The organism is Pseudomonas fluorescens NCIMB 11764 (genome assembly GCF_000293885.2).
GTDB lineage: Bacteria > Pseudomonadota > Gammaproteobacteria > Pseudomonadales > Pseudomonadaceae > Aquipseudomonas > Aquipseudomonas fluorescens_B.
Genome location: NZ_CP010945.1, coordinates 5,640,689 through 5,655,120, shown reverse-complemented (window position 1 = coordinate 5,655,120; position 14,432 = coordinate 5,640,689). Strand labels below are relative to the sequence as shown.

The following is a 14,432-nucleotide window of genomic DNA, read 5'->3' as shown; positions in this document are numbered from 1 at the left end:
GAAAAAAAGCACTTTTCAGACGGGAATAAAAACGCCCGGCGCTGCCGGGCGTCTCAAACGGTTAAAACGGTCGATCAGATGCGCTTGGCTTGCTCTACAGCGTTACCGATGTAGTTCGCCGGGGTGAGCAGTTTCAGCTCGGCCTTGGCGGCGGCTGGCATGTCCAGGCCGTCGATGAAAGTTTGCAGCGCTTCAGGGCTGATGCCCTTGCCGCGGGTCAACTCTTTCAGCTTCTCGTACGGGTTTTCGATGTTGTAGCGACGCATCACGGTCTGGATCGGCTCGGCCAATACTTCCCAGCAAGCGTCGAGGTCGGCAGCGATTTTCTGAGCGTTGAGCTCCAGTTTGCTGATGCCTTTGAGGCTGGCTTCGTACGCGATCACGCTGTGGGCGAAGCCGACACCGAGGTTGCGCAGAACGGTGGAGTCGGTCAGGTCGCGCTGCCAGCGGGAGATTGGCAGCTTGCTGGCCAGGTGCTGGAACAGTGCGTTGGCGATACCCAGGTTGCCTTCGGAGTTTTCGAAGTCGATCGGGTTGACCTTGTGCGGCATGGTCGACGAACCGATTTCGCCAGCGATGGTGCGCTGTTTGAAATAACCCAGGGAGATGTAGCCCCAGATGTCGCGGTCGAAGTCGATCAGGATCGTGTTGAAACGGGCGATCGCGTCGAACAGCTCGGCAATGTAGTCGTGCGGTTCGATCTGCGTGGTGTACGGGTTGAAGCCCAGGCCCAGCTCGTCTTCGATGAAGGCGCGGGCGTTTTCTTCCCAATCGATCTCAGGGTAGGCCGACAGGTGAGCGTTGTAGTTGCCGACAGCGCCGTTGATCTTGCCCAGCAGCGGAACGGCAGCGACTTGAGCGATCTGACGCTCCAGGCGGTAAACCACGTTCGCCAGCTCTTTGCCCAGGGTAGTCGGCGAGGCCGGTTGACCGTGGGTGCGCGACAGCATTGGCACGTCGGCGAAACGGATGGCCAGTTCGCGGATGGCTTCGGCGGTCTGGCGCATCAGCGGCAGCATCACGTCATCACGGCCTTCGCGCAGCATCAGGGCGTGGGACAGGTTGTTGATGTCCTCGCTGGTGCAGGCAAAGTGGATGAATTCGCTGACGGCAGCCAGTTCCGGCAGCTTGGCCGCTTGCTCTTTGAGCAGGTATTCGATGGCTTTGACGTCGTGGTTGGTGGTGCGCTCGATCTCTTTGACACGCTCGGCGTGCTCAAGGGAGAAGTTTTCCGCCAGGGTGTTCAGCACGGCGTTGGCTTCGGCGGAGAACGCCGGCACTTCGCTGATGGCGGGGTGAGCGGCCAGACGCTGGAGCCAGCGCACTTCAACCAGAACGCGAGCACGGATCAGACCGTATTCGCTGAAAATTGGGCGCAGGGCCTGGGTTTTGCCGGCGTAGCGGCCGTCAACAGGGGAAACCGCAGTGAGCGAAGAAAGCTGCATGGGGTGTTCTCGGACAGTCGGGCAACGAAATGGGGCGCGTATCATACATGAAAAAATCCGCCGGTCCGTCGCCAACTGACCAGCGTATTACGCGTTACTGACTACAAAACGGTGTCGCGGGCGCGGTTCAGCTGCTGCGCATCAGCGGATAAAGTTCTTTGAGCAACTTGCGACGGCTGACCACCAACTGCCAGCGATGACCACCCAACTGTCGCCACAGGCGCGCCGAACGAATCCCCGCCAGCAACAGCGCGCGGATCTTTGAGGCGTTGCTCGGTTGCTGCAGGTTGCGCATATCACCGTGGACCTGAATCCGTTGGCGCAAGGTGCTCAGCGTATCCTGATACAGCGCACCACACGCCGCGATCACGTTTTCGTGCGCCGGGCCGAAGTGCTCGACCTGAGACTGGATCTGCGGCAGACGCTTGCCGATCACGTCCAGCATGTCGCCACGCTTGGCCAGTTGACGCTCCAGCCCCAGCATCGCCAGGGCGTAGCGCAGCGGTTCGCGCTGCAGGGTGCTCGGGTCGCGTTCGAGGGCGCCGATCAGCGCGCGATAGCCTTCGCGCAAGTTGATGTCGTCACCGCCGTAGACTTCCAGCGTGTCCTTGGGGTCGCGAATCAGCAGGCTGCCGAGCATGCACGTCAGGCCGGCTTCGGTGGTCTGGCCGGTTTTGGCGATCTTGTCCACCAGAACGGCGGCCAGAAACACGCCGCCCAGCGCCGTCAGTTGCTCCTGAGTCGGGCTCATTGCTGTGCGCCTTGAAGAGAGCCTTTGCTGGTCCACGGTTCCGCCACTTCGATTACGCCGCCGCCAAGGCAGATTTCACCGTCGTAGAACACCACGGACTGACCCGGGGTGACCGCGCGTTGCGGGTCATCGAAGACCGCGCGGTAGCCGGTGGCGGTCTTTTCCAGCGTGCAAGGCTGGTCGCTCTGGCGATAACGGACTTTGGCGGTCAGCTTGCGCGGCTCGCTCAGGTCGATCGGGTTGACCCAATAGATGTCCGAGGCAAGCAGGGCGCGGGAAAACAGGTAAGGGTGGTCATTGCCCTGGCCAACGATCAGTTCGTTGTGCTCCAGGTCTTTGATCAGCACGTACCATGGCTCGTCGCTGGCGTCTTTCAGCCCGCCGATGCCGAGGCCCTGACGCTGACCGATGGTGTGGTACATCAAGCCGTGGTGACGGCCGATGACTTCACCTTCGGTGGTCTTGATTTCGCCGGGCTGGGCCGGAAGGTATTGCTTGAGGAAATCACTGAAACGGCGCTCGCCGATAAAGCAGATCCCGGTGGAATCCTTTTTCTTTGCGGTCGCCAGTTCGTATTTCTCGGCAATCGCACGGACCTGTGGTTTTTCCAGTTCGCCGACCGGGAACAGCGTCTTGGCGATCTGTTCGCCGCCGACGGCGTGCAGGAAGTAGCTCTGATCCTTGTTCGGGTCCAGGCCCTTGAGCAGTTCGGTACGACCATCGATGTCGCGACGGCGTACGTAGTGACCGGTGGCGATCAGGTCGGCACCGAGCACCATGGCGTAGTCGAGGAACGCCTTGAACTTGATCTCGCGGTTGCACAGGATGTCCGGGTTCGGCGTGCGGCCGGCCTTGTATTCGGCCAGGAAGTGCTCGAACACGTTGTCCCAGTACTCGGCGGCGAAGTTGGCGGTGTGCAGCTTGATGCCAATCTTGTCGCACACGGCCTGGGCATCCGCCAGGTCGTCCATGGCGGTGCAGTATTCCGTTCCATCGTCTTCTTCCCAGTTCTTCATGAACAGGCCTTCCACCTCATAACCCTGCTCGATCAGCAGGAGAGCGGAAACGGAAGAGTCCACGCCGCCGGACATGCCGACAATGACGCGCTTCTTTTGTGTGTCAGAAGGGGCTGGATCACGCATAGGGATTCAATGAGTGTCTTGAAAAAGGACGCGATTCTAACAGGCCGAAGCCCGCAAGGCTAAAGAGAAGGGCGGATCAGTTCGAGACTGTAGTGTTGGCCGTCCAGATAATCATCGATACAGCGGATGATCAGCTCACTGCGCCAGTTTGCGCGCTGTGCCAGCAGTTCGTCACGCGTCAGCCATTTTGCGCCGACAATGCCGTCGTCCAGCTGATAGTCCGGGTGGTGCTTGAGCGGTTTTGCACTGAAACAGACCCGCTGGTAGGTCACGCCGTTGCTGGGGGCGGTGTAGAGGTAAATGCCCACCACGCCGGTCGGTTCGACGTCCCAGCCGGTTTCTTCCAGGGTTTCGCGCACGGCGGCTTCGATCAGGGTTTCGTCCGGGTCGAGGTGACCGGCGGGCTGATTGAGCACCGTTCGTCCGTGCTTGGTTTCTTCGACCATCAGGAAGCGACCGTTGTCTTCGACAATGGTGGCGACGGTGATGTGGGGTTTCCAGTCCATGAAGCTTCCTCAAATTCCAAAGGTTGAAACACTATCCCTGTGGGAGCTGGCCTGCCAGCGATTGCGATGAGTCAGTCACCATCAATGTTGAATGATAAGCCGCTATCGCTGGCAGGCCAGCTCTCACAGGGTTTTGTGTTGTCTTCAAAAACAGAAACCCCGGCACAGGGCCGGGGCTTCTTTGCATCCTTACAACCTTAAACCAGCGCAGCGATCGCGGCGTTGAAAGTGTTGCTCGGGCGCATGGCCTTGCTGATCAGCTCGGCATTGGCGTGGTAGTAACCGCCGATGTCCACTGGTTTGCCCTGAACGGCGTTGAGCTCGGCAACGATGGTTGCTTCGTTCTCGGTCAGGGTCTTGGCCAGTTCGCCGAACTGCGCTTGCAGTGCAGCGTCTTCGGTCTGGGCGGCCAGGGCCTGAGCCCAGTACAGCGCCAGGTAGAAGTGGCTGCCGCGGTTGTCGATGTTGCCGACTTTGCGCGATGGCGACTTGTTGTTGTCCAGGAACTGGCCGGTGGCCTGGTCCAGGGTCTTGGCCAGAACCAGCGCCTTGGGGTTGTTGTACGTCACACCCAGGTGTTCAAGGGACGCGGCCAGGGCCAGGAACTCGCCCAGGGAATCCCAACGCAGGAAGTTCTCTTCCAGCAGCTGTTGAACGTGCTTCGGTGCCGAACCGCCAGCGCCGGTTTCGAACAGACCGCCGCCATTCATCAGCGGAACGATCGACAGCATCTTGGCGCTGGTGCCCAGTTCCATGATCGGGAACAGGTCAGTCAGGTAGTCGCGCAATACGTTGCCGGTCACCGAGATGGTGTCCTTGCCTGCGCGAGTACGCTCCAGGGTGAACTTCATCGCGTCGACTGGCGCCATGATCTGGATGTCCAGGCCGGCAGTGTCGTGATCCTTCAGGTAAGCCTGAACTTTCTCGATCACCACGCCGTCGTGGGCGCGCATCGGGTCCAGCCAGAAAATCGCTGGCGTGCCGCTGGCGCGAGCGCGGTTGACGGCCAGTTTGACCCAGTCCTGGATCGGCGCGTCTTTGGTCTGGCACATGCGGAAGGTGTCGCCGGCTTCAACCGATTGCTCCAGCAGAGCGCGACCAGCGCCGTCGGAAACCCGAACCACGCCGTTTGCCTTGATCTGGAAAGTCTTGTCGTGCGAGCCGTACTCTTCGGCTTTTTTCGCCATCAGGCCAACGTTTGGCACGCTGCCCATGGTGGTTGGATCGAAAGCGCCGTGCAGCTTGCAGTCTTCGATCACCGCCTGGTAGATGGTCGCGTAGCAGCGATCCGGGATCACGGCCTTGGTGTCGTGCAGCTGACCGTCAGTGCCCCACATCTTGCCGGAGTCACGGATCATCGCCGGCATCGAGGCGTCGACGATCACGTCGCTTGGCACGTGCAGGTTGGTGATGCCTTTATCGGAGTTGACCATGGCCAGCGACGGACGAACGGCGTAGACCGCCTGGATGTCCGCTTCGATCTGCGCTTGCTGCTCGGCAGGCAACGCCTTGATGCGAGCGTACAGGTCGCCGATGCCGTTGTTCAGGTTGAAGCCGATCTGTGCCAGCACATCGGCGTGCTTGGCCAGTGCGTCTTTATAGAACTCGGCAACGATCTGGCCGAACATGATCGGGTCGGAGACCTTCATCATGGTGGCTTTCAGGTGAACCGACAGCAGCACGCCCTTGGCTTTGGCGTCTTCGATCTCGGCAGCGATGAAGCTGCGCAGAGCGTTTTTGCTCATGACCGCGCAATCGAGGATCTCACCGGCTTGCACGGTGGTCTTCTCTTTCAGGACGGTGGTGGTGCCGTCTTGAGCGATCAGTTCGATTTTGACGGCGTCAGCGGCGTCGATCAGGGCAGCTTTTTCGCTGCCGTAGAAATCACCGGTGCTCATGTGCGCGACGTGGGACTTGGAGTCCGCAGCCCAGGCGCCCATTTTGTGCGGGTGCTTGCGTGCGTAGTTCTTGACCGACAGCGGGGCGCGACGATCGGAGTTGCCTTCGCGCAGAACCGGGTTCACGGCGCTGCCCTTGATCTTGTCGTAACGCGACTTGGCTTCTTTGTCGGCATCGCTGGTCACGGTTTCCGGGTAGTCCGGCAGTGCGAAGCCCTGGGCTTGCAACTCTTTGATCGCGGCTTGCAGTTGCGGGACCGAAGCGCTGATGTTCGGCAGCTTGATGATGTTGGCTTCAGGCGTAACGGCCAGGTCGCCCAGTTCGGCGAGGTGGTCGGCTACGGCTTTATCACCCAATTGCTCGGGGAAGCTGGCCAGGATGCGCCCTGCAAGAGAGATATCGCGGGTTTCAACGGCGATATCAGCCGAAGCGGTGAACGCTTCTACGATAGGCAGCAGTGAATAGGTGGCGAGGGCGGGAGCTTCGTCGGTGAAGGTATAGATGATCTTCGAGCGGGTGGGCATATTCGGATTAACTCTCTCTTCTTTGCTAAAGCGTGCGCAGAAACTCGAGGGGCGCCGGGTAAGCGCGTTCGTTCAAAGTCATCCATGAGCCGAATGTCGAGGTTTGTGCGCGGTGATGTTGGGTGCATCAGTCGAGCGGCAAGCGGGTGGACTGCGATAACAATCCTGCTTTTTCAGGTCCAAAGTCTCGTGCTAGAGAGGTCGGCCGTCGTGACTCTGTGGTCAGCGGGCGGCATTATACATAGGTAGCTGGCAATCTGCCGATGGTTCATATGCAACGATTCTCGTCCATTGGTCTAAAGGTCGCAGGGGAGCGTGGGGCGTAGAGTCTTGCACCGTGCTTGAGTTTGGCGCTTTTCCCTTTGCTTTCAGGCTTGTACGCCGCGAACTATGCAGCTTTGCGGCAGATGGATGGAACATAGGGTTTGCGTGCCGATTTAACTGGGGTACGCTCGAACGAAGCCAGATGTTCAATCCAAACAATGGAGTTCAGCATGGGATACAAGAAGATTCAGGTTCCAGCAGTCGGCGACAAAATCACCGTCAACGCGGACCATTCTCTCAATGTTCCTAACAACCCGATCATCCCCTTCATCGAAGGCGATGGTATTGGGGTTGATATCAGCCCGGTCATGATCAAGGTTGTCGATGCTGCTGTTAAGAAGGCTTACGGCGGCGAGCGCAAAATTTCCTGGATGGAAGTCTACGCCGGGGAGAAAGCGACTCAGGTTTACGATCAGGACACCTGGCTGCCTCAGGAAACCCTGGACGCAGTCAAGGATTACGTTGTTTCCATCAAGGGGCCTCTGACCACGCCGGTCGGTGGTGGCATCCGTTCCCTGAACGTGGCCCTGCGTCAGCAACTCGACCTTTATGTCTGCCTGCGCCCCGTGCGTTGGTTCGAAGGCGTGCCTAGCCCGGTCAAGAAGCCAGGTGACGTCGACATGACGATCTTCCGTGAGAACTCGGAAGACATCTACGCCGGTATCGAGTGGAAAGCCGGTTCGCCGGAAGCGACCAAAGTCATCAAGTTCCTGAAAGATGAAATGGGCGTCACCAAGATCCGTTTCGACGAAAACTGCGGTATCGGCATCAAGCCGGTTTCGCTGCAAGGCACCAAGCGTCTGGCGCGAAAAGCTCTGCAGTATGTGGTCGACAACGACCGCGATTCGCTGACCATCGTGCACAAAGGCAACATCATGAAGTTCACCGAAGGTGCCTTCAAGGAATGGGCCTACGAAGTGGCGGCTGAAGAGTTCGGCGCGACCCTGCTCGACGGCGGTCCGTGGATGCAGTTCAAGAACCCGAAAACCGGCAAGAACGTCATCGTCAAGGATGCCATTGCCGATGCCATGCTCCAGCAGATCCTGCTGCGCCCGGCCGAATACGATGTGATTGCGACGCTGAACCTGAACGGTGACTACCTCTCCGACGCCCTGGCGGCAGAAGTGGGCGGTATCGGTATCGCACCGGGTGCCAACCTGTCTGACACCATTGCGATGTTCGAAGCGACCCACGGGACTGCGCCGAAGTACGCTGGCAAGGACCAGGTCAACCCGGGTTCGCTGATCCTGTCCGCAGAGATGATGCTGCGTCACATGGGTTGGACCGAAGCCGCAGACCTGATCATCAAGGGCACCAACGGCGCGATCTCCGCGAAGACCGTGACCTATGACTTCGAACGTCTGATGGAGGGCGCGAAACTGGTGTCTTCTTCCGGCTTTGGTGATGCACTGATTTCGCATATGTAAGCGAGTCGGCACAAAAAAAACCGCCTTCGGGCGGTTTTTTTATGACTGGATGACCGGTCGCGTCAGTTCGATACCTTTTCATGGTGGCCATGATGGGAGGGCTTGGCGTGATCATGCTCAGTCGGCGCTGCCGTGATCTTGACGGCGTGCAATCCTTTGGGGCCCTGGATGATCTCGAAGTTTACAATTTGCCCGGCCTTGAGGGTCTTGTAGCCGTCCATTTCAATGGCCGAATAATGGGCAAAGAAATCGATATCTTTACCATCCTCGTCACGACCTTCTCTGGCGTCGGTGTTAATGAAACCGAATCCCTTGGCATTGTTGAACCATTTCACCTTACCGACTGCCATGTTCATATCCCTCTGCAACAGACTCCATCACTGGAGTATCATCCCGTACATCCGCAGTCAGATCCTGTAAATAAGATTGACTCCGCGGACCTTTTTTACCCACTGTGGGCTCTATTGGTTGTAACACCGTTTTGCCGATAGTCAAGGTGACCAGGCAGTCGGTGTTGAAATCGTTCATGACCGTCCCCACTACTGTATTCGCACAACTGACGAACCTTTCTTTCCATGCATGCAATCAGCCAGATTCGACTAACATTCAATCAGGATCGCCCTGATTTACACGACGACGATTCCGCAGGCATTGCTGTTCAGGAGGCCAAGCCTGCTTTACAGGCGCCGCCGATGTACAAGGTGGTTTTGTTCAATGATGACTACACACCGATGGATTTCGTCGTCGAAGTGCTCGAGGTGTTTTTTAACCTGAATCGCGAGCTGGCGACCAAGGTCATGCTGGCCGTCCACACAGAAGGGCGGGCAGTATGTGGAGTGTTTACCCGCGACATTGCCGAGACCAAGGCCATGCAGGTCAACCAGTACGCCAGGGAAAGCCAGCATCCGCTACTCTGTGAAATCGAGAAGGACGGTTAATCGCCGACCACTTGGGTATGAGGTGAAGCTATGTTAAACCGCGAGCTCGAAGTCACCCTCAATCTTGCCTTCAAGGAAGCCCGTTCGAAGCGTCATGAGTTCATGACCGTCGAACATCTCCTGCTGGCCCTATTGGATAATGAGGCTGCCGCCACCGTTTTGCGTGCCTGCGGCGCAAACCTCGACAAACTCAAGCATGATCTGCAGGAGTTCATCGACTCCACTACGCCGTTGATCCCCGTTCATGACGAGGATCGCGAGACCCAGCCAACCCTGGGCTTTCAACGTGTCCTGCAGCGTGCTGTTTTCCACGTACAGAGCTCGGGCAAACGCGAAGTGACTGGCGCCAACGTGCTGGTTGCGATCTTCAGTGAGCAAGAGAGTCAGGCAGTGTTCCTGCTGAAACAGCAGAGCGTTGCGCGCATCGATGTCGTCAACTACATCGCTCACGGCATTTCCAAAGTGCCGGGGCATGGCGATCACTCTGAAGGTGAGCAAGATATGCAGGACGACGAGGGCGGTGAGTCTTCTTCCTCAGGCAATCCTCTGGATGCTTATGCCAGCAACCTCAACGAACTCGCGCGCCAGGGCCGTATCGATCCGCTGGTCGGTCGTGAGCTCGAAGTCGAGCGTGTCGCGCAGATCCTCGCGCGTCGGCGAAAAAACAACCCGCTGCTGGTGGGCGAGGCGGGCGTGGGTAAAACCGCGATTGCCGAAGGCCTGGCCAAGCGCATTGTCGACAACCAGGTGCCGGATCTGCTGGCCAACAGCGTGGTGTATTCCCTCGATCTGGGGGCCTTGCTGGCCGGGACCAAATACCGTGGCGATTTCGAGAAACGCTTCAAGGCGTTGCTCAACGAGCTGAAAAAACGTCCGCAGGCGATCCTGTTCATCGACGAGATCCACACCATCATCGGTGCGGGTGCCGCGTCCGGTGGCGTCATGGATGCCTCGAACCTGCTCAAGCCGCTGCTGTCGTCCGGTGATATCCGGTGCATCGGTTCGACCACCTTTCAGGAATTCCGCGGGATCTTCGAGAAGGACCGTGCCCTGGCACGACGCTTCCAGAAGGTCGATGTGTCGGAGCCTTCGGTGGAGGACACCATTGGCATCCTGCGCGGCCTGAAAGGGCGTTTCGAGCTCCATCACAATATCGAATACAGTGATGAAGCCCTGCGCGCCGCTGCCGAACTGGCCTCGCGTTACATCAATGACCGGCACATGCCGGACAAGGCGATCGACGTCATCGACGAGGCGGGTGCCTACCAGCGTCTGCAGCCGATCGAGAAACGCGTGAAACGCATCGAAGTGCCTCAGGTCGAGGACATCGTCGCGAAAATCGCGCGAATTCCGCCTAAGCACGTCACCAGTTCCGATAAAGAACTGCTGCGTAACCTTGAGCGTGACCTGAAGCTGACGGTGTTTGGTCAGGATGCCGCAATCGACTCGCTGTCGACTGCGATCAAACTGTCACGTGCCGGCCTCAAGTCGCCAGACAAGCCTGTCGGTTCGTTCCTGTTCGCAGGCCCGACCGGTGTCGGTAAAACCGAAGCGGCGCGTCAGTTGGCCAAGGCGTTGGGTATCGAACTGGTTCGTTTCGACATGTCCGAGTACATGGAGCGCCACACCGTATCGCGTCTGATCGGTGCGCCTCCTGGCTATGTCGGGTTTGATCAGGGCGGTCTGCTGACCGAAGCGATCACCAAGCAGCCTCACTGCGTGCTGTTGCTCGATGAGATCGAGAAGGCGCATCCGGAAGTCTTCAACCTGCTGCTGCAGGTCATGGACCACGGTACGCTGACCGATAACAACGGGCGCAAGGCGGACTTCCGTAACGTGATCGTCATCATGACGACCAACGCCGGTGCCGAAACCGCAGCGCGTGCTTCGATCGGTTTCACCCATCAGGACCACTCGTCCGATGCGATGGAAGTGATCAAGAAGAGCTTCACGCCGGAGTTCCGTAACCGTCTGGACACCATTATCCAGTTTGGTCGCCTCAGCCATGAGGTCATCAAAAGCGTGGTGGACAAGTTCCTTACCGAGCTTCAGGCGCAGCTGGAAGACAAGCGCGTGCAGCTGGAAGTGAGCGATGCGGCGCGCAGCTGGCTGGCGGCGGGTGGCTACGACTCGGCAATGGGCGCTCGACCAATGGCGCGTTTGATCCAGGACAAGATCAAGCGTCCGCTGGCGGAAGAGATCCTCTTTGGCGAACTGGCCGACCATGGCGGTGTGGTGCATATCGATCTGAAGGACGGCGAGCTGACCTTCGAGTTCGAAACCACGGCGGAAATGGCCTGACGTTCAATCGCAATAAAGCAAAAGGCGCCGAAAGGCGCCTTTTTGCTGTCTGGAGTTTGTACGCTGCCCTGCATGGGTAATTCGTCAAATCCCGGACAAACAAAAACGCCCGGCATAAGCCGGGCGTCTTGTATTGACTTGATTAGCGAGCGCGGTAAGTGATGCGCCCTTTGCTCAAGTCATAGGGCGTCAGCTCGACGCGCACTTTGTCACCGGTAAGAATACGAATGTAGTTCTTGCGCATCTTGCCGGAGATATGCGCGGTTACGACGTGCCCATTTTCCAACTCCACGCGAAACATGGTGTTGGGCAGGGTGTCGACGACAGTGCCTTCCATTTCGAAGCTGTCTTCTTTCGACATGCAGTAAAGCCCTCGGTGTCCAATGAATGGCCCGGTGCAACTGCGCCAGGCAAAAGCGGCGTGCATTGTGCCCGAAAAATGGGGTTTAAGCCAAGGGGTTCTAGTTCAGGATGACCCAGCGCTGATTAATCAGCAGTTCGATGGGGCGATATTGGGTCTTGTAGCTCATCTTTTTGCAGTTTTTGATCCAGTAGCCCAGGTAAACCGCTTCCAGCTGCAGCCGCTGGGCTTCGGCGATTTGCCAGAGGATCGCATAGCGCCCCAGGCTGCGTCGTTCCTCAGAGGGTTCGTAGAAGGTGTAGACCGCCGACAGACCGTTCGGCAGCAAGTCGGTCACGGCCACCGCCAACAGTTGGCCATCCAGGCGAAATTCGTAGAAACGGGAAAACGGCAGGTCACGCACCAGGAACGTCGAGAACTGGTCACGGCTCGGCGGGTACATGTCGCCGTCGGCATGCCGCTGTTCGATGTAGCGCTGGTACAGGTCGAAGTATTCTTCGCTGAACTTGGGTTTGGCGGGACGTACCTGCAAGTCGGCGTTGCGCTTGAAAATGCGTTTCTGCTGACGGTTGGGCGTAAATTGCGCCACGGGAATGCGCGCCGGCACACACGCATTGCAATTCTGGCAATGAGGCCGGTAAAGATGATCGCCGCTGCGGCGGAAACCCATTTCAGACAGGTCTGCATAGACATGCACATCCATGGGCTGGCTAGGGTCGAGGAACAAGGTCGTGGCCTGCTCCTCGGGCAGATAACTGCAAGAGTGGGGCTGAGTGGCATAAAACTTCAAACGCGCCAACTCGGTCATGATCAACCCTCGGGGATAAGCTTTGAATTAAGTGTAAGCCACCGGCGCAAAAGTCGCTCAGCAAACCCAGCTGGCGCGGTTGGGCTGATCCAGATGCTGCGTCAGGTAGCGGGCAAACTCGCGACGCGGAATGGCCCGGGCGCCCAGGCTGTGCAAATGGTCGGTGGGCATCTGGCAATCGATCAGCACGAAACCCGAGTCTTTCAGATGTTTGACCAGGGTGGCAAAGCCAAATTTGGAGGCATTGTCGGCGCGGCTGAACATGGACTCGCCGAAAAACAGCTGGCCCATCGCTAATCCATACAGCCCGCCGACCAGTTCACCCTGGTCCCAGACCTCAACCGAATGCGCGTAGCCACGCTGGTGCAGTGCGAGGTAGGCGTTCTGCATGGCCTCGGTGATCCAGGTTCCGTCGGCGTAATCCCGGGGTGCGGCGCACGCGCGGATGACCGCGGCAAAATCCTGATCGAAGGTCACCTGATAGCGTTGCTGGCGCAGCAGCTTGTTCAGGCTGCGCGAGACATGCAGTTCGTCGGGAAACAGCACGGTACGCGGATCCGGCGACCACCAGAGAATCGGCTGGCCTTCCGAGAACCAGGGAAAACAACCGTGGCGATAAGCCTGAATCAGACGATCGGCGGACAGATCGCCGCCCGCAGCCAGCAATCCGTTGGGATCGCGCATGGCTTTTTCCAGCGGCGGGAACGTCAGGGTGTTGCGTTGTAACCAAGTCAGCATGGCATCCGGGCTTACAGAAGGGGAGGGCAGTGGTGGGCAGGTGCGCCCACCGTGAAGTTTGCCGTCAAACGGTCGGAATGTCGTCGAGGTATTTTTCTGCGTCCAGCGCGGCCATGCAACCGGCCCCGGCCGAAGTGACGGCCTGGCGATAAACGTGATCCGCCACATCACCGGCGGCGAACACGCCGGGGATCTCGGTGGCCGTGGCATCGCCCTCGCTGCCGCCCCTGACCCGCAGATAGCCGTCGCGCATGTTCAGTTGACCGATGAACAGGTCGGTGTTGGGCTTGTGACCGATGGCGATGAACACGCCGGCCAGCGGCAGCTCAGTAGTTTCACCGGTATGGCTGTCGCGAAGGCGGGCGCCGGTCACGCCGCTGGCATCGCCCAGGACTTCGTCGAGATTTTGATTCCAGTGCAGGCGAATATTGCCGTTGGCGGCTTTTTCGAAGAGTTTGTCCTGAAGGATTTTCTCCGAGCGCAACTTGTCGCGTCGGTGAATCAGGTGAACTTCCTTGGCGATGTTGGACAAGTACAGCGCTTCTTCAACGGCGGTATTGCCGCCACCGACGACAGCGACCACCTGATTGCGATAGAAGAAACCGTCGCACGTCGCGCAGGCGGACACCCCTTTACCCGCAAAAGTCTCTTCCGATGGCAGGCCCAGGTATTGCGCCGAGGCACCGGTGGCGATAATCAGTGCATCGCAGGTGTAAGTGCCGCCGTCGCCGGTAAGTTCGAACGGGCGTTGTTGCAACTTGGCCGTATGGATGTGGTCGTAAACGATCTCTGTGTCAAAGCGCTCGGCGTGTTTTTGCATGCGTTCCATCAGTACCGGGCCGGTCAGGCCTTCGACGTCGCCGGGCCAGTTATCGACTTCGACGGTGGTGGTGAGCTGGCCACCTGCCTGTATCCCGGTGATGACCACCGGTTTGAGGTTGGCGCGGGCGGCATAAACGGCCGCGCTGTAACCGGCTGGGCCGGAACCCAGAATGATCAGGCGGCAATGCTTGGATTCGCTCATAAAACACCTCATAAGCCTTTGTCACAAAAGAGAATGCGTGCTCAAATTGAATCGCAGGTACGCGCCGTTGGCTATGCTGATCCATGGCCTGCCAGCATGGCATCGTACGAACAAACCCGTACAATGCGTGCCGGTCACTTGAATATTCAGTGCGCACCGTGTTTATAAAAACCGGAGTGCAGTGTTAAAAGTAGTCCCAGTTGCGCCTGTTAACTTTTTTACCTGCCTGGATTGGGCAGTTTTT

At 58.5% G+C, this 14,432-nt stretch carries 14 protein-coding genes; 3 read left to right on the top strand and 11 right to left on the bottom strand.

The window, feature by feature from the left end:
• Positions 1-74: 74 nt before the first annotated feature.
• The 5 genes from purB to B723_RS25780 all read right to left on the bottom strand — a co-directional run bounded on the left by purB (position 75) and on the right by B723_RS25780 (position 6,267).
• The gene (gene purB / locus B723_RS25800) at positions 75-1,445 is read right to left on the bottom strand and encodes an adenylosuccinate lyase (RefSeq protein ID WP_017339599.1); all 1,371 of its coding nucleotides are present in this window, start codon (positions 1,443-1,445) and stop codon (positions 75-77) included.
• Positions 1,446-1,572: 127 nt separating this feature from the next.
• On the bottom strand, positions 1,573-2,196 hold the full coding sequence (gene hflD / locus B723_RS25795) for a high frequency lysogenization protein HflD (protein WP_017339598.1): 624 nt from the start codon (positions 2,194-2,196) through the stop codon (positions 1,573-1,575).
• Positions 2,193-3,338, bottom strand: coding sequence for a tRNA 2-thiouridine(34) synthase MnmA (gene mnmA, locus B723_RS25790; protein ID WP_017339597.1), 1,146 nt, complete (start codon positions 3,336-3,338; stop codon positions 2,193-2,195). Before mnmA ends, hflD begins: the two co-directional genes overlap by 4 nt.
• Positions 3,339-3,397: 59 nt before the next feature.
• Entirely contained in the window at positions 3,398-3,844 is a 447-nt protein-coding gene (locus tag B723_RS25785) for an NUDIX hydrolase (protein WP_017339596.1), read from the bottom strand.
• A gap of 197 nt (positions 3,845-4,041) precedes the next feature.
• On the bottom strand, positions 4,042-6,267 hold the full coding sequence (locus B723_RS25780) for an NADP-dependent isocitrate dehydrogenase (protein ID WP_017339595.1): 2,226 nt from the start codon (positions 6,265-6,267) through the stop codon (positions 4,042-4,044).
• A gap of 494 nt (positions 6,268-6,761) precedes the next feature.
• On the opposite strand from B723_RS25780, the gene icd reads away from it, so the two are divergent.
• Positions 6,762-8,018 (top strand): NADP-dependent isocitrate dehydrogenase, encoded by a 1,257-nt coding sequence (gene icd / locus B723_RS25775; RefSeq protein WP_017339594.1) that lies wholly within the window; start codon positions 6,762-6,764, stop codon positions 8,016-8,018.
• Positions 8,019-8,080: 62 nt separating this feature from the next.
• On the opposite strand, the gene B723_RS25770 is transcribed toward icd, so the two are convergent.
• Together B723_RS25770 and B723_RS33185 are read right to left on the bottom strand one after the other, a co-directional pair.
• Positions 8,081-8,368 carry a cold shock domain-containing protein gene (locus tag B723_RS25770; RefSeq protein WP_031319021.1) on the bottom strand — a complete coding sequence of 96 codons (288 nt, stop codon included), beginning with the start codon at positions 8,366-8,368 and terminating at the stop codon, positions 8,081-8,083.
• Positions 8,355-8,546, bottom strand: coding sequence for a hypothetical protein (locus B723_RS33185; RefSeq protein WP_144425276.1), 192 nt, complete (start codon positions 8,544-8,546; stop codon positions 8,355-8,357). The genes B723_RS25770 and B723_RS33185 overlap by 14 nt, the downstream gene beginning before the upstream one ends.
• A 47-nt stretch (positions 8,547-8,593) precedes the next feature.
• On the opposite strand from B723_RS33185, the gene clpS reads away from it, so the two are divergent.
• Positions 8,594-8,956: an ATP-dependent Clp protease adapter ClpS gene (gene clpS / locus B723_RS25765; RefSeq protein ID WP_015094394.1), complete on the top strand. Its 363-nt coding sequence runs from the start codon at positions 8,594-8,596 to the stop codon at positions 8,954-8,956.
• 30 nt (positions 8,957-8,986) lie between these two features.
• On the top strand, positions 8,987-11,257 hold the full coding sequence (gene clpA / locus B723_RS25760; RefSeq protein ID WP_017339592.1) for an ATP-dependent Clp protease ATP-binding subunit ClpA: 2,271 nt from the start codon (positions 8,987-8,989) through the stop codon (positions 11,255-11,257).
• Between the two features lie 142 nt (positions 11,258-11,399).
• Here the strand turns inward: clpA and infA are convergent, their stop codons facing one another.
• The 4 genes from infA to trxB form a co-directional block, all read right to left on the bottom strand.
• Complete coding sequence (infA, locus tag B723_RS25755; protein ID WP_002553999.1) at positions 11,400-11,618, bottom strand: translation initiation factor IF-1; 219 nt, start codon at positions 11,616-11,618, stop codon at positions 11,400-11,402.
• Between the two features lie 100 nt (positions 11,619-11,718).
• Complete coding sequence (locus tag B723_RS25750) at positions 11,719-12,426, bottom strand: arginyltransferase (protein WP_017339591.1); 708 nt, start codon at positions 12,424-12,426, stop codon at positions 11,719-11,721.
• Positions 12,427-12,483: 57 nt separating this feature from the next.
• The gene (aat, locus tag B723_RS25745; protein WP_017339590.1) at positions 12,484-13,164 is read right to left on the bottom strand and encodes a leucyl/phenylalanyl-tRNA--protein transferase; all 681 of its coding nucleotides are present in this window, start codon (positions 13,162-13,164) and stop codon (positions 12,484-12,486) included.
• Positions 13,165-13,228: 64 nt separating this feature from the next.
• Positions 13,229-14,188 (bottom strand): thioredoxin-disulfide reductase, encoded by a 960-nt coding sequence (gene trxB, locus B723_RS25740; RefSeq protein ID WP_017339589.1) that lies wholly within the window; start codon positions 14,186-14,188, stop codon positions 13,229-13,231.
• Positions 14,189-14,432: the final 244 nt, after the last annotated feature.